Source organism: Streptomyces bohaiensis, assembly GCF_012033785.1.
Taxonomy (GTDB): domain Bacteria; phylum Actinomycetota; class Actinomycetes; order Streptomycetales; family Streptomycetaceae; genus Streptomyces; species Streptomyces bohaiensis.
In genome coordinates this window covers 1-14,369 of sequence record NZ_JAAVJC010000018.1, presented here as the reverse complement: position 1 = coordinate 14,369, position 14,369 = coordinate 1, and the positions used below count along the sequence as shown (strand labels likewise).

Below are 14,369 nucleotides of genomic sequence, written 5' to 3'. Positions count from 1 at the left end.
GGGGGGGGGAGTGGGGGGTGGGTCAGGCGGTGGTGTCGATGGGGGCGCTGCGCGACTTCCGGGCGCGGTTGGCGCGGATGTTGGCGAGGGTCCGCCGCGGGTGGGCCGCGAACATCCAGCCGATGCCGACCGCGTACACGACCTGCGCGGCCCACCAGCGCGGGTCACGCCGCCCCCGGCGGGCAGAGACGGTGTCCGCCCAGTCCACAGCGGCGTCACCCGCGTGGACAGCGGGGCGGGCACGACCCGCGAGGTAGCCGAGAGCGGCGGCGAGCGCCATGAGACCGCCGATGCCGATCATCGGGCACCGCCCGCGGCCACCGTGGTCAGCGCGTCCCGGAGCCCGACGACCTCGGGCCCGGCAAGGTGCATCTGCACGACGCGGGCCGGGCGGGAGAAGTGCCGGAGCGTCACCCCGTCCCACAGGAGCTCGACACCGAGGTCGGTCCCGTCCGATCCGGCCCGGTAGCCGCCGGTCTCCAGCAGCACCGCGAGGATGCCGGCGTCCTCCCGGGTGAGGTGGTGCCGGACCGCCCCGAGGGCGAGCACGATGCGTCCGTCGGCGTAGGCGAGGAGAGCCGCAGTCGGCGGCGTGCGGCGGTCGGGGCCGGCCGCCCACCGTCGGGTGGCGGTGGCAGCGGCGGCGGTCGGCGAGGTCAGCGTCATGGGGATCTCCAGCTGGGTCGGTGGGATGCGGATCCCGGTCTGCCCGGGGACGGGCGGCACGGGGGCGGGGAGGTGGCCGGCGCGGGTGGCCGCGTAGGCGGTGGCGGCGGCCCGAACCGGGCAGGCCGCGCGGCGGGCGGGGGCGGTGGTCATCGGCTGGCCCCGTCGGTGATGGCTTCGGCAACCGCGGTCGCGGTCGTCCACATCGCGTGGCCACCCTCGTGGGGCCGGTACGGGGCGAGCCATCCCAGAGCGCGGGCGAGCGCATCGAGAAGGTCGGCAAGATCGGCGGGGGGCACGGGCGCGGCGGTCCCGGCCCGCAGGGCCGTCGCCGCGGCCTGCAAGGGGGCGGCCTGCGGCCAGCTGGTGCTGCCGCCGGTGACGCGGGCCCGGAGCCGGTCGACCTCGGCGTACAACGCGTCCAGCTGGTCGTCGGTGATGGCGCTCGCGGACGGGCGGGTGGCGGTCACAGCGCGAACTCCAGCTGCCCACCCGCGGCAACCGGTGCCGCCGCCGGCATCGGCGGGGTCTCCCCGGCGAGGTGCTGCCCGATCCACCGGGTGTACGCCGGGGGGATGCACTCCCGGATGCCGTCCCGGCTCATCCACGGGACCTGCATGTCGTCGCGGACGTAGGTGACGTTCGAGAAGTTGCCGACCGCGTGGTACCACTCGCCGTCGGCAAGGGGGCGGCCCATCTTCACCGTCGGGTGGGTGTGCGGCGCGTGCTCCGGCTGCGGGAGGGTGAAGCCGCCGCCGGTCTCGAAGAGGCGGTGCCGGTAGGTGCGCAGCCCGAACGCGGCGCCGCAGAGCATCACCGGGTCGCGCAACTCGGGCGCCGCTTCGGGGACGTTCTCGATGACCCATGGCTTGCCGGTGGCGAGCATCGCCTCCCGGGTGGGGCCGATCAGGTCGGGGTGGTCGCGGTGCTGGATGCGCTGCGTCAGGCTGTACCGCTGGCACGGGGGCGACCCGGCGATGGCGTCGTACTTGCTCCCGTGGTCGCGGATGTACTGGACCGCGTCTGCCTGGATGAACGTCAGCGGGTACCGGGGCTGCGGGTGCAGGTCGACCCCGGTCACCTCCCACCCGGCGAGCCAGTACCCGACGCCGGCGCCGCCCTGGCAGCAGTACGGGTCCAGCAGGCGCCCACCGTGCGGGGCGGCTCGGTACGGCGCCAGCGCGGCCAGCGCCGGCGGGATGGCGGAAGTGGCGGTCACGATCCCCTCCAGGGGTACGGTGGTGGTCGCGGACCGTCCCGGGTGCAACGGGACGGTCCGCGCTTGCGTCGGGTGAGGCATCAGGCCGCGTCGCCGCCAGCGGCGCGGGCCGGGCGGAACTCGCTGACGTCGAACAGGTCAAGTGCCTCGTCCTGCCGATCGCGGCGCTTCACCGCGGCGACCTGCCGGCGGCACCGCGCGGCGCAGTCGCCGCAGCGGGCCCGGAGCTTGTCCGCGGGGAGCGCGGCCGCCGCCGCGAAGGTCATCGGGGCAACCTCCAGCGGGGCGATCTCCAACTCGCGGACGAGACGTCGCCGCTGGGCCCGGACCGCGTCGAAGGTGACGCAGCGCGCGTCCCCGACGTGGCTCTTGCCGCACTCGCCGCGGCACTCGCACTGTCCGCCGGCGCGGTCCATCACCGCGGTCCACAGCGTCCCGGCGGCGATCGGGGGGTTGATGGTCATGAGGTTCTCCTTGATCTGTTGGTGTTCGCGCCGCCCGCGGGGGCCGCCGGCGGCGAGGTCTGTGGCGCCGCGGTCACACCGCGGGCGCGGCCTGGCCCCAGGCGAAAGCGGCGTGCTCAGCGGCGGTCAACTCGGTGATGACGAGGCTGATCCGGGGCACCCGGGGCGATATCGGCCCGAGGCGCATGTCCGGGCCCACCACGCGGGTGTGGTCGTCATCCGCCAACAGCCCGGCGTCGACCAGTCCGTCCACCGCCGCCTTGAACGACGGGTAGAAGTTCGCCGGGTCGATGCGCCGGCGGGACCCCGGGTGAAGCACCCCGAGGATGTACGCGTGGTCCATGGCCGGGTGGCCCGCGGGCACTGCGGCCATCGCGGCCCGGAGCCCCGGGTGCTCGGAGCACCCGGCCATGGCGGCTGCTCGGATCGCCGCGGTGATCTCCGCACGACGGCGGTAGTGGACGCGTTCATTGCTGGACAGCAAGCGCAGTCCAGCCGGCAGGGTGAGGACGTGGGTCATGCCACCGCCCTCCGGCACCGGTGGTCACGAAGCACCTGGTGCCGAGTCGGCACCCTCCTGTGGAAGTTGTGCCGCCAGGTGATCCGCCCGCCGCTGGTCAGGTGCCACGTCAGCCGGCCATCCATCAGAGCGGCGATCTCCTCCTCGATGTCCAGCGGCCCGGTGTCGAGGCGAACGTCCAGCGCCATCACCCGGCCACCCGCGCGCGCGGTCAGCGTCGGGGCGCCGCACCGGGGGCACCGGCGCGGGACCGCCGCGTCCGCGCTGTCGGCGAGGCGCTCAGCAAGCCACTGAGGTGTCGGGGTGGTCATCGGATCCTCCCGAAGGCTTCCGAAGGGATCTCCGAAGGCTTCGCGAAGGGATCACTCGAAGGGTCTGACCTGCGAGTCGAAGGCTTCGAAGGGATGGAGTCGCCATCGGTCGCCATAGGCGTATGCGAGGCGAGGAGAGAGAAGAGAGAGAAGCTCGTATGCGCGTAACCTTCGAAAGAAGCCTTCGAAGCCTTCGAACCGCAGGTCAAACCCTTCGGCGAAGCCTTCGGAGATCCCTTCGCGAAGCCTTCGCGAACCCTTCGGGCGCTCACCGGAACACCCCCAGGGTGGTCTTGATCCCGAAGAGCACCGACTTCCGGTCGGTGGGGTGCTGACCCTTCGCGAACCCGCGCTCCACCATGGCGGTGGAGAACGCCCGCACCGACATGGGCCGCAGGGCCGCGGACTCGGCCCACGTCTTGTAGCTCGCGTGCAGTTCCGAGGTGTACGCCCAGCTGTCGGCCGGCACCTCGGTGTCGCACGCCTCCTGCATCCACAGCACCAGGGGGTCGCTGTCCCGCAGGTGCTGGAGCGTCTTCTCCCGCACGGCGTCGGGGACCCGAAGCCCGTCGGCCTGCCAGTCCAAGCAGCCGCGGATTGCCCAGTTCAGGACCCCGGGGAGCTCGGCCGCGATGATCCGGTCGGCGAGGCGCGGGTCACGCTGCCCTGCGGGGATGGTGACGTCCCACCCGATGTCCTGGAGCCGCCGCTCGATCCCGTGGCCAGCCCCGATGTCGGGGAGGTAGTTCGTCGAGATGTGGATCTTCCCGACGGGCTCGAAGTCGAAGAACTCGCCGCGCATGAAGCGGGCGCTGACGCCGCCCTCCTGCCCGGTGAGGGACTTGACGAGCTCGTCGTCCAGGCGCTTCCCGGCGGACGTCTCAGACGTCGACAGGAACCGCTTCCCGAGCATGCGGGCCACGTCGTTCGGGATGCCGTCGGCCTTCTTCGCCAGCAGCGTGGACCGGGGGACGGCCTGCCCGTAGTCGCCGAACAGCGCCATGATGATCCGGACGAAGACGCTCTTCCCGTTGGCGCCGGTCCCGTGGTGGATGAAGAGGCACTGTTCCTGCGTGCTCGCGGTGAGCGTGTACCCGACGACGCGGGCGAGGTAGTGGCGCCGCTCGTCGTCGGGCATCACCTGGGCGAGGAACCGCTCGAACTGCGGGGCGGTGGCCGTCGGGTCGAAGCACACGGGGCTCTGCTGCATGAGGTACAGCTCGCGGTCGTGCGCCCCGAGTTCTCCCGTGGCGAGGTTGACGACCCCGTTCCCGACGTTGAGGAGCATCTCCTGGGTGTCGAACGCGTCCATGTAGCACTGCACCTCGGGGTGCGCCTGAAGCACCTCGCGGGCGGCGGCGAGCTTGGGCCGCATGCGCTGCTCGCGGATGAACTTGGCGAACTGCTCCCGCTCGGTGAGCTGCTCGTGCTTCGACGGCTTGTAGCCCTCGGGGAAGGTCGGCGGCTCGTCGCTGTACTGGCCCATCTCGTCGTCCATCTGGTCGACGGTGGCGATGACGAGTGTCCACACGCGGGTTGCGCCGGCCTTCATCGCCCACCGGCCCGCGTCGTAGACGGCCCACTGCTCGGTGTCGGCGATCCACCGGATCTGCGTGCCGTAGCGGTCGACGACGCGCTGCGCGTTGCCCATGTCGTCCCACTCGCGGCGGGGCATGGGCACCTGGTGCAGCGCCGGCGTCTCCTGCGGCGGCTCCCAACCCGCCCCGGCGGGGGCCGCGTCAAGCGCGGTGGCTCCGGCCGTGAACGTGGCGGGGGTGCCTGCGCCGGCCGCTGGCGGCGGGACTGCCCAGACGTGTCGCTGCTTCGTCGCCACCGGTGGCCACGGGGTCCTCGGGGTGGCGATGCCCGCGTCCAGGCCGCTGGCGATGGCCTGGAGGGCGCGGCCTTCCGGGTGCCCTCCGTCGCGGGCGGCGGCTTCCAACGCGGCCCGTGCGGCGCTTTCGGGGATGGCGCCAGCGCCAACGAGGGTTCCCACGCTGAACGCCGCCCGGTTGATGGTGTTGTTCTGCTCCCCATCGGGGGCGACGCGGATGGCGTCGCACTCCTTGGCCACGGCCGACTGGGTGTACTTGTCGACACGGGACAGGTCGCTGGCGCCCACCGCGAGGAAGTCCTCAGCGGTGACGGTGGCCGCGGCGCCGCTGCTGCTGGTGCCGACGCTCAGCCGGTCACCGGGGGCGAAGCGGTTGAGCAGCTGGTCCAGCAGCCACTTCGGCGCTTCCACCGGGGGCTGCTCGGGGTCGACCAGGGTGTAGATGGCGCCCGTCGCATGCAGGCTTCCCGGGCCGATGACGTACGCGTTGCCGCTGCGGACGTCTCCGGCGAAGACGTCGCGCAGCCCGCCCAGCCGGTTGCCGATCTTCAGCCCCGCGGGCGCCCAGAAGTAGTCGTGGTGGCCCTTGGCGGTGATGACCCGCATGGTCGGCGGGACTTCCTCGTCCAGCGCGGCGGCGATCCGTTCCAGCTCGCCCTCGGCGTCGCTGTCCATGACGAGGAGCTGCATCCCCGCGGGCCCGCTGGACGCCCCGACGGAGATTCCCACGTTCCGCGGGGCGGTGCCGAACAACGCCGGGATCTCGTCGACAGTGCGGGCATACCGCTTGGTGTGGGGCACCGCGCAGTGCTTCCCCCGCTGGTCGCATGCCCGCGGGTCGTGCCCGACGCCGATCCCGGCGCACGTGGGGAGCGACGGGTGGTCAACGGGGAACACCGCGAAGCCGTGGCGAACGAGCCATTCGGCTCCCTCGATGGGTGTGGCGATGTTCAAGGCGGACTCCCCGATGGCGGTGGTCTGGTGGTAAGTGGTGTGGTCAGAGCCCGCCTGCGGCGTTGCACCGCAGGCGCCGGCGTGGTCACCGGGCGGGCGTGGTGTTGCGTCAGGCGGGCGCCGCGTCCGGCTCCTGTCGCGGGAACGCGACGTCCAGGTACTCGCGGATGCGGTCTGCGTCTTGCTGCCTCAGCTGTGCGCTGACGATCCGCGTGCCGGATCCGTTGAACTTGGGGCCGGCGAGGCGGTACCCGCCGCGGTCGTCGCCGACGGAGAGCTGCAGCTCGCCGCTCCATCCGTCGCGGTCGACCGCGATTTCGACCGTGGCGGCGGCGGGGGTGGTGGGGCGCTTCGCGGCGGCGGCGGCTTCCATGGCGTCGACCATGGCGGTGGCCCACGCGGCGAGGGACCGTACCTGCTCCAGCTCCAGGTCGACCGTCACCTCCTCGTCGCCTGCCGAGCAGGTGACGTACACCTGCTCCCGGGCGCCGAAGGGGTCCGGGTCGGTGAGCTCCAGGCGGCGGTCGCTGTAGTCGACCCAGCTCCAGGTCTTGTCCGGGTCGTCGGTCAGGCGGGTGGTGGTGGTCACGAGATCCCCTCCAGGGGTGTGGTTCGGGTTGGTCACGCTGGCCGCCGGGGGTGGTGGGCACCGGCGGCCAGCGCGGTATCGGGTGACGCGGGGTCAGCGGTCAGAACGGGGGCGTGGTCTGCCCACCGGGGTGGTGGGCCGCCTGCGCTGTGGCTGCGGCCTGCTGCTGCTGGAGCGCCTGGACCGCCGGGTTGGGCTGGGCGTACTGCTGCTGCGGAGTCGGCGCCGGCGGGGCCTGCGCCACGGGCGGCGCCATCCCCGGGTCGGGCGTGTGCAGCGCGGTGGTCGCCGCGGGGACGTAGCGCGCCGTGTACTGCTTCGGCGGGGTGAAGCCGTACGTCTTGGCCTTCCCGTCGTGGGAGTAGGTGACGTGGAGTTCGCCCCCGACTTCGAGTCCGCGGGCCCCCGCGGCGCGGACCGCGTCGGCAACGGCCTGCCGCATCTGGCCCTTGACGTAGATGCGGCGCTTCCCGCTGTCCTCGTCGATGGAGGGGTCGCGCTGGTCCGTCTGGACGGTGACGACGAGCTGCATCATGGGGTTGCCGTCCGACCAGTGCTTGGGCTTGCCGCTCTCGATGTCGCGCTGCTGCTCGACCGTCGGCTTCTCGGTGATGACGCCGCCGATGGTGGTCCCGGGCGCGGGGAACTTGGCGCTGGGGCTGCCACTGCCACCCATGAGGAAGTCGTCGGCGCTGGGCTGGGGCTGGTTGGGGTGCATGTGCTTCTCCGGTATCTCTGGGTGGGTGCCGGGCCGCGGGCTGCGGCCCGGCAAGCTGTTGTTGGTCATCCCGCTACGCGATGAGCGCGGACAGGGACGCCCCGGGGCGGGTCGACCCGACGCCGGGGCACCCGGTGGCGAGGTCGGTGGACCCGGATCGGAGCCATGGGCAGAAGCGGCACGCGGCCTTCTCGTCGGTGGGCACCTCGGCCCACCGGTGGGGTTCCGCTTCGAAGTCGGTGGACATCGCGCGGGCGGTGATGCGGTCCAGGCGCTGGAGCGCGGCTCGTGCGACGTCCTCGCGGTACGGCTCCGACCACACGTGGACGCGGAGCTCGTGGTGCCTTCCGATGAAGACGATGGCGACCCTCTTGACGTCTTCGCCGGCGTTGGCCTGGCCCATCCCGTACAGGTGGGCCTGCGCGTGGTACGCCGCGTGGGGGCCTTGGCGCCGGTACTTGTCCAGGCTGCTGACCCCGGTGAGTTTCCAGTCGAGGTTCGTCCCGGTGAGCCGGTCGAAGAGATCGGCGCTACCGGTGATGGTCGACGCGGGGGTGGGGCCGGTGCGGACGGTGACGCGCGACTCGATCTTGTAGCGGTCGCGGCCATCAGGGAGCTTCGACTGCCGTGCGCGGAACGCGTCTTCCATCCAGCTGTGCATCCCGGTCCCGATGACGCTGGCGATGGGGTCGCCCTGGTCGACGGTGGGCCAGTCCAGCAACTTGTAGGTCAGCTTCCGCTCGCAGACATCGCCGATCTCGCTGGGCCCGATGGCGACCTGGGTCGACCGCGGGGCGTTGTGCGCGGTGTCGACGATGAGCTGCCCGACCCGGCGGGCGATGCCCTCGGAGTGCTCGTCGCTTCCGGTGGCGATCATGCGGCGATCCCTTCGGGGGTGCTGTCCACTCGGTGGCGGATGCCAAGGGCGGTGAGGAGGAGGGCCGCGTCACCGGCGTCTCGTGCGCTCGCGGCGACGGTGCGCTGGGCGCTGGCGATCTGCTCAGAGGTGGTGGTGACCACGGAGCCAGCGACGAACGGGGCGTCGTTGAACTTCCCGGACTTCCCGATCACTGGCCACCTCCGGCGAGCGCTGCGCGGATCTCGCTGGCGCACTGCTGCACCTGGTAGGCCTCGTCGCAGCGAAGCTCGCCGGTCGACGCCCAGTCGCCGGGCCTGACGCTGCCGAGGAGCGCATCGGCCTTCTCGTCCCACCGGCGAGTCAGCTCGGTGAGAGCCGCGACGCGGTCCCGGAGCTGCTGCACCTCGGTGGCCAGCGCGGGGGCGGCGGCGATCAGCTCGCCGTTGGCGCCGGCGCCGACCTCGGCAACGAGGACGCCGTGGACGGTGATGACCTCGCCGTCGCTCTCGTCGTAGAGCCACGGGCCGTCGGTGGCGAGCGGCGCGAGGCGCTCGTCCGACAGCGGGGCGCTCTCGTTGGTCGGGTGTTCGGTAGGCTCGTTCACGGCCTGCCCTTTCGTCGTGTTCGTCGGTTGGGGTGGTGCCACTGGGGTCGCCGCGTCATCGGCGGCCCCGTTTTCGTGCCGCGGGTCAGCGGCGCGCGTGGGGGTGTCTCGGGAGGGTCAGGCCGCGGCGGTGGCCGACGGCCGCGCCGCCATCCACTCGCGGACCCGCTCCAGGTCGAACCGCAGCGACCGCGTACCGGTCGGCTCGGTCGGCATCCCGCCCTTGATCAGCTGGCGCATCGTCCAGTCGGACATGCCGTAGTACTCCTGGAGCTGCTGAGCGGTGAGCAGCGGCACGAGGCCGGCGGGGAGCGTGCTCGCCATGGTGGTTACCTTTCGTCTGTAGAAGTGGAAGCAGGGGGCATGCTGAAGAGCTCCTGGAGGGGCGCGTTCACCCCCGTGGCGATGAGCCAGGCGGTCCGTATCCGGCACCGGTCCCGGCCGGAACGGCCGGTGCTGGTGAGGAATCCGACGACCGCCGGGCTGACCCCCCGTCCCTCCGGGTCGACCTCCCGCGTGCGCTTTGCGAGGTCGGGGCCGGTGAGTCCGGCGGCCTCCATCGCGCGGCGCAGTGGGCGGCCGTGGTCAAGGCGGTGCAGCAGCATGCGTACCTCTCTTCGGCCATCGGCCGTGGCAGTTCCACATTTCTACAGTCACGGTGTAGCCGTGTCAAGCAGAGCGGCGCAGAGCCTCGCGGGTGATGCGAGCGTGATGGGGGAGTCACGGTGAGCGGTCCGTGCGCCTCAGCGCTGCCGCGCGCGTCCGGATCACATCTACACTTGCTTGTGGAACGTAGAAGCTAGGGACACAATCAGCACGTGACGACACAGCCGGACCCCACGCCGCCACCCGCCCCCGACCTAGCGCAGCTCATCCGCCGCGCGATGGACGAGCGCGACCTCTCCCAGTCGGAGATCGCGGGGCGGGCCGGCGTCTCCGTCAGTACCGTCAACGCCTGGCTGCACAGGCGCCGCGGGACCGGGCGTGGGCCCGCCCGGGAGAAGCTCGTCGCACTCGCTGGCGCTCTCGGGGTCACCGAGGACGAGGTGTTCGCCGCGGCCGGCCGCGCGCGACCGGGACCGCTGAGCGAGGACCGGTCCGAAGAGTTGCTCCGGCTTTATGCGGAACTGACGGAAGATCAGCAAGAGTCACTGAACGTGCAGCTACGTGCGCTCGCCCGGCACAACAGGACCGGAGCCTCCTGACAAACCTGACGACCCGTCACCCCTGGTCATACCCTTCGCCGGAATCTGCCCAAAGGGTGTCGGTCTGTGCGCGACGGGAGTATCGTCGGCCACGCGCCGTAGCCCTCCCCCTGCGGCGCGCTCACACGCGCACCGCCAGCACGACCTGCTGACCTAGGGGGACCCATGTGCGTCCGTATCTGCCGCGCCGACCGTGTCACCGCGCCGTGGGACCACGTCACCGGCACGATCACAATCCCTGCTGAGCTCACCGCGGACCGCGCCGTCACCGCGGTCCGCGCCGTTCTCACCGCACTCGCCGTCCAGCAGCCCGGGGGTAGGGCAATCTGCTGGTGTGGGGCCGACGTTGCGGTTCCCGCACCGACGAGAGATGAGGTGGTGGCACATGGCGCGTAGGGGCACGAACAACCCGAGGCAGGTGCCCTCGAAGAACTGCGGCTGCGGCGACTGCCGGGCGCGGCACCCTGAGCCCGAGCGGCGCCCGACCCGCGCCTGCTCCGGCCCGTGGCAGGCCCGGTACCGCGACGCCGACGGCGTCCAGAGGGCGAAGAACTTCCCGCGCAAGAACGAGGCGCTCGGCTTCCTCGACGAGGTCAGGGCGTCCGTGCGGCAGGGTACGTACCTGGACCCCAGCCGCGGCGGGATCACCCTGGAGGACTGGTGGGAGAAGTGGTGGCCCGCGAACGGAGCCGGCCGCACCACCACCGTCGCCCGGAAGGTGGGGCTGTGGACCGCGCACATCCGCCCACGGTGGGGCAAGCGGCCACTGCTGAAGATCACGCACCTGGATGTGCAGCAGTGGATCCGCGAGGAGGTGAAGGGCCACGCGACGCAGACGAAGGTTCTCGCCCTGATGCGGGCGATGCTCCGTGATGCGGTCCGGGATCGCCGCCTCACAGTGAACCCCGTCGCTGAGGTCGTCGTCACGGCCTCGCGGCCAGTTCGCACTCGGGAGGAGCTTGCGCCGCCCACGGCCGACCAGTGGGTAGCGGTGCAGGAGCACATTCCCGACTGGTACGCGCCGCTCACCGAGTTCGTGCACGAGACAGGGCTCCGATGGAGCGAAGCCTCCGGCCTCCGCTGGTCCTATGTGAACCTCGCAGCCAGCGTCGTGACGGTCCGGGAGATCCTCATCGACAACAAGGGGGAGCCCGTCCGGCAGGGCGCCCCGAAGACGACCGCGGGCATCCGGACGATCGCGATCACCGAGCGAGCCGTGGTCGCGCTGCGCGTGATGGAGGAGCGCTGGCTGACCACCGAAGCTCGCCGCCGTGCCGCCACCGCCACGACGCCGATCGCCAGCGGCATGCAGCCGCAGGAGCTGGTGTTCCGAGGGCCGAAGGGTGGGCCGCTTCGGGGCCACAACTTCCGCCGACGGATCTGGGTGCCAGCGCTCCAGGCCGCCGGGGTCGCCCGCCGGGTGGTCGACCAGGAGACCGGCCGCGAGGTGTGGTGGCCGCGCATCCACGACTACCGGCACTCCGTCGCGTCTCGGCTGCACGCCGCCGGGATCTCCGAACGCGACGTTCAGGACTACCTTGGGCAGCGTCGCGGGGGGCGGGTCACGTGGCTCTACACCCACGGGTCGGAGGGCGCGCAGCAGTCGGTGCGGGACGCGCTGGAGGCGCCAGCACCGGGTCGGCTCCGTGCCGTTTCGTGAGTCCACAGAGTCCACATGGAGTCCACCCGCGAGGCTCTGCGCGGCTCGGGTTCACTCGGGGTGGCTCTGCGAGACTCCGAAGCGCGGCGCCACGCGGCACTCTGCGAGGCTCGAGACTCCTCGCTCTGACTCTGCGTAGCCGAGATTTGGTGGCATGTGATTTTGCATGGCAGATGTCAGGAGTTCGACTCTCCTACGCTCCACCCCGGCGCCTGATGAGGCGCCGAGAGGCCCGGCCGGTCACCACCGGCCGGGCCTCTCGCGTCGGTGCACCCGGGGGCGCCGCCCGGGGCTCTCAGCCGGCCGCCAGCTCCGGGGGCGGAGTACGGTCCGCGTCGATGGGCTCGGTCCGCTCCAGCTCGCCCCAGACGATGTAGCGGTACGTCGAGGTGTAGATCGGCGTGCACGTGGTGAGAGTGATGTACCGCCCCGGCTCGGTCGCGCCGGACTCCGCGGGCACCGGGTCGAGCACCGCGGTGTTGTAGCGGGAGGTCGAGGGCAGCGTCGCGTAGACCGTGTAGACGTACCAGGTGTCCTGCGTCTCGAAGACGATGGCGTCGCCCTCGTCGAGCTTGTGGATGTCGTGGAACTTCGCGCCGTGGCCGTCGCGGTGGGCGGCAAGGGAGAAGTTGCCCTCGTCGTCCCAGGGCATCGCCGACTCGACCGGCTCGTCGTAGTACCCGGCGACGCCGCCGTTGAGGATGTCGAGGTCGATGCCCTCCTTGACGAGGATCTCGCCCTCGTTCATCGCCGGTACGTGGAGGAAGCCGATGCCGTCCTGCGCGTCGTAGACCGGCGGCAGGCCAGGCTCGGCTGCCTCCTGCTGCTGCCACTGCTCCCGCACGGCGTCGCCGTCGCGCCGGGCCTCCTGGTTGGCGACCACGTTGGTCCACCAGAGCGAGTAGGCGACGAAGAGGCCGAGCACGATGCCGGCGGTGATGAGCAGTTCGCCGAGGAGGCTGACCCCGGCCAGCAGCCAGCGGGTGGCCCGGCCGGGGCGCGCCGCGCGCGGAGTCCCGGAGCCGGCCGCGGCCGTGACGGCGGTGCGGTCGGCGGTGGCGTCGGCGTCCGCGGTGTCGGTGGTCCCGGCGTCGGCGCCGTCGGCCTCCGCGGCGGTGGCGTCCGCGGGCTCGCGGGCGGGGGGTGCGGCGTCGCCGTCGGGTGCCGCCGCGGCCTTCCCGCCCTCGGACGTGTCGTCGTCCCGGCCGTCGTGCTCCGGGTCGGCCCCGGTCCTTCGGTGCTCCACCGGGTCGCTCCCTGGCGTTCGTTCAGTTGAGGAGGGCATCGGGCTTCCCGTCCGCCCGTGGCTGCTCGGAGACCATCTCGCCCCACACGATCAGCCGGTAGGTCGAGGTGAACTCGGGCGTGCAGGTGGTGAGGGTGATGTACCGGCCGGGCCCCGAGAAGCCACTCGCGTCCGGTACCGGGTCGAGCACCTGGATGTGCGCGGGGGAGGTCGAGTCGAGCCGACTCCGCATCTCGTACACGTAGTAGGTGCTCTCGGTCTCCACGACGATGGGCTCGCCGGGGTTGATCCGGTTGATGTAGCGGAACGGCTCGCCGTGGGTGTTGCGGTGGGCGGCCAGGCCCATGTTCCCCTCGGCGTCCCAGGGCATCGCCGTGGGCAGGCCGTCCTCGGCGGAGTAGCGGCCGACCATGCCGCGGTCGAGGACGCTCGCCGGATCGACGCCCTCGGCGATCGGCACCCGGACCCCGATGGTCGGCAGGTGGAGCAGGGCGAATCCGTCGCCGGGAGAGAAGACGCCGGGGGAGGTGTCGACCTCGCCGTCGTCCTCCTCGTCGCCCCCGCTCTCCTCGCGGTCGGAGTCCGCAGCGTTGTCCCCGCTGCCTCCGCCGCCACTGTCCCACTGGTCCAGCAACGCGTCGACCTGCGAGTTGGCGTGTGCGCGGGCCTCGACGTTGGTCCACCAGAGCTGGTAGGTGACGAAGAGCATCATGAGCACGCCGGTGGTGATCATCACCTCGCCGAAGACGTTGGCGATCTTGTTGGCGCGCGTTGTTTTCCGTTCGCGCTCGGCCTGTCGGCGGGCCAGCCGCCCGCCGGGAACCGGGCCGGAGGTGGCGGGCGCGGGGGCTGTCGCATCGGGGCCGTCGTCGTCCCGGCCGTCGACGGCGTCGGCGGTGTCGTGGGAGACGGTGGCCGCGCGAGTGGCGTCGGTGGCCGCGTCCGTCGTGCCGGGCGGGCCGGCGACCACGGGCCCGCCGGCACCGTCGGGCCCGCCGACGGGCGGCGCCGCCGGTATCGCCTCGATGACCGCGGTGGCGTCCTCCGCGCCGCCCGGGACCGGCGCGGGCGGTACCGGGGACGGGGCCCTGCGGCGGCGTCCCGAACCGGCCGGTGGAGCGGCGGAGTCCGGGAACGGCCGCAGCCCGACGGTCGCCGGGTCGGCGCGGTGGTCCGTCCGGGAACCCTGTGCCGGGCGGTGCGCCGCCGCGTCGTGGCCGCCGGGCGTCCCCGGGACGGCTCCCGCGGGGCCGTCGTGCCCCGAGGCGGCCGGGGAGGGCGCGGAGGGGAACACCGGCTCCGCGTACCCGGACACCGACGGCCCGGCCGTCCGTCGGCCGGGGACGGCGGGAGCGTCGGCACCCGGCCGTGCGGCTCCGTGGGGGCCGTCGCCGGGCGCTCCGCCCGGGCGCCCCCGAACAGGCCGGTGTCTGCGTGGAGATGGTGCGGCACTGCGCCGCGACCGGGGTGCCGGTCTTCGGAGTCTGCCTTCACCCGCTACCACTCACTGGCCGTCGTGG

Annotated in this window: 19 protein-coding genes; 2 read left to right on the top strand and 17 right to left on the bottom strand. The window is 72.4% G+C overall.

From position 1 onward, the window contains the following. Positions 1-22: 22 nt before the first annotated feature. From HCN52_RS04430 to HCN52_RS04360, 15 genes are all read right to left on the bottom strand, one after another. Entirely contained in the window at positions 23-301 is a 279-nt protein-coding gene (locus HCN52_RS04430) for a hypothetical protein (RefSeq protein WP_168087032.1), read from the bottom strand. Beyond that, a complete protein-coding gene (locus tag HCN52_RS04425; protein WP_168087031.1) occupies positions 298-819 on the bottom strand; it encodes a hypothetical protein in 522 nt (173 codons plus the stop codon). The genes HCN52_RS04430 and HCN52_RS04425 overlap by 4 nt, the downstream gene beginning before the upstream one ends. Next, positions 816-1,136 carry a hypothetical protein gene (locus HCN52_RS04420; RefSeq protein WP_168087030.1) on the bottom strand — a complete coding sequence of 107 codons (321 nt, stop codon included), beginning with the start codon at positions 1,134-1,136 and terminating at the stop codon, positions 816-818. The genes HCN52_RS04425 and HCN52_RS04420 overlap by 4 nt, the downstream gene beginning before the upstream one ends. Next, entirely contained in the window at positions 1,133-1,855 is a 723-nt protein-coding gene (locus HCN52_RS04415; protein ID WP_376767091.1) for an SAM-dependent methyltransferase, read from the bottom strand. The genes HCN52_RS04420 and HCN52_RS04415 overlap by 4 nt, the downstream gene beginning before the upstream one ends. Before the next feature lie 110 nt (positions 1,856-1,965). Then, a complete protein-coding gene (locus HCN52_RS04410) occupies positions 1,966-2,349 on the bottom strand; it encodes a hypothetical protein (protein ID WP_168087029.1) in 384 nt (127 codons plus the stop codon). A 73-nt stretch (positions 2,350-2,422) separates the two neighbouring features. Further along, complete coding sequence (locus tag HCN52_RS04405) at positions 2,423-2,869, bottom strand: hypothetical protein (RefSeq protein ID WP_168087028.1); 447 nt, start codon at positions 2,867-2,869, stop codon at positions 2,423-2,425. After that, positions 2,866-3,180: a hypothetical protein gene (locus HCN52_RS04400; RefSeq protein WP_168087027.1), complete on the bottom strand. Its 315-nt coding sequence runs from the start codon at positions 3,178-3,180 to the stop codon at positions 2,866-2,868. The genes HCN52_RS04405 and HCN52_RS04400 overlap by 4 nt, the downstream gene beginning before the upstream one ends. 268 nt (positions 3,181-3,448) lie before the next feature. Further along, positions 3,449-5,968 carry a phage/plasmid primase, P4 family gene (locus tag HCN52_RS04395; RefSeq protein WP_168087026.1) on the bottom strand — a complete coding sequence of 840 codons (2,520 nt, stop codon included), beginning with the start codon at positions 5,966-5,968 and terminating at the stop codon, positions 3,449-3,451. 109 nt (positions 5,969-6,077) lie between these two features. Further along, positions 6,078-6,557, bottom strand: coding sequence for a hypothetical protein (locus tag HCN52_RS04390; RefSeq protein ID WP_168087025.1), 480 nt, complete (start codon positions 6,555-6,557; stop codon positions 6,078-6,080). A gap of 100 nt (positions 6,558-6,657) precedes the next feature. After that, positions 6,658-7,344 carry a hypothetical protein gene (locus HCN52_RS04385; protein ID WP_245174860.1) on the bottom strand — a complete coding sequence of 229 codons (687 nt, stop codon included), beginning with the start codon at positions 7,342-7,344 and terminating at the stop codon, positions 6,658-6,660. 4 nt (positions 7,345-7,348) lie between these two features. Further along, positions 7,349-8,152 (bottom strand): PD-(D/E)XK nuclease family protein, encoded by an 804-nt coding sequence (locus tag HCN52_RS04380; RefSeq protein WP_168087024.1) that lies wholly within the window; start codon positions 8,150-8,152, stop codon positions 7,349-7,351. Beyond that, positions 8,149-8,346, bottom strand: coding sequence for a hypothetical protein (locus HCN52_RS04375; protein ID WP_168087023.1), 198 nt, complete (start codon positions 8,344-8,346; stop codon positions 8,149-8,151). The genes HCN52_RS04380 and HCN52_RS04375 overlap by 4 nt, the downstream gene beginning before the upstream one ends. Next, on the bottom strand, positions 8,343-8,738 hold the full coding sequence (locus HCN52_RS04370) for a hypothetical protein (protein ID WP_168087022.1): 396 nt from the start codon (positions 8,736-8,738) through the stop codon (positions 8,343-8,345). The genes HCN52_RS04375 and HCN52_RS04370 overlap by 4 nt, the downstream gene beginning before the upstream one ends. Before the next feature lie 117 nt (positions 8,739-8,855). Continuing rightward, positions 8,856-9,062, bottom strand: coding sequence for a hypothetical protein (locus tag HCN52_RS04365; RefSeq protein WP_168087021.1), 207 nt, complete (start codon positions 9,060-9,062; stop codon positions 8,856-8,858). 5 nt (positions 9,063-9,067) lie between these two features. Continuing rightward, the gene (locus HCN52_RS04360) at positions 9,068-9,343 is read right to left on the bottom strand and encodes an XRE family transcriptional regulator (RefSeq protein ID WP_168087020.1); all 276 of its coding nucleotides are present in this window, start codon (positions 9,341-9,343) and stop codon (positions 9,068-9,070) included. 213 nt (positions 9,344-9,556) lie between these two features. On the opposite strand from HCN52_RS04360, the gene HCN52_RS04355 reads away from it, so the two are divergent. Next, complete coding sequence (locus HCN52_RS04355; protein ID WP_209314155.1) at positions 9,557-9,943, top strand: helix-turn-helix domain-containing protein; 387 nt, start codon at positions 9,557-9,559, stop codon at positions 9,941-9,943. Positions 9,944-10,328: 385 nt separating this feature from the next. Continuing rightward, positions 10,329-11,603 carry a tyrosine-type recombinase/integrase gene (locus HCN52_RS04350; protein ID WP_168087019.1) on the top strand — a complete coding sequence of 425 codons (1,275 nt, stop codon included), beginning with the start codon at positions 10,329-10,331 and terminating at the stop codon, positions 11,601-11,603. 295 nt (positions 11,604-11,898) lie between these two features. Here HCN52_RS04350 and HCN52_RS04345 read toward each other — a convergent pair whose 3' ends face one another. Both HCN52_RS04345 and HCN52_RS26085 read right to left on the bottom strand, forming a co-directional pair. After that, positions 11,899-12,849 carry a class E sortase gene (locus HCN52_RS04345; RefSeq protein WP_312876533.1) on the bottom strand — a complete coding sequence of 317 codons (951 nt, stop codon included), beginning with the start codon at positions 12,847-12,849 and terminating at the stop codon, positions 11,899-11,901. A 22-nt stretch (positions 12,850-12,871) separates the two neighbouring features. Continuing rightward, positions 12,872-14,143: a class E sortase gene (locus tag HCN52_RS26085; protein ID WP_312876532.1), complete on the bottom strand. Its 1,272-nt coding sequence runs from the start codon at positions 14,141-14,143 to the stop codon at positions 12,872-12,874. Positions 14,144-14,369: the final 226 nt, after the last annotated feature.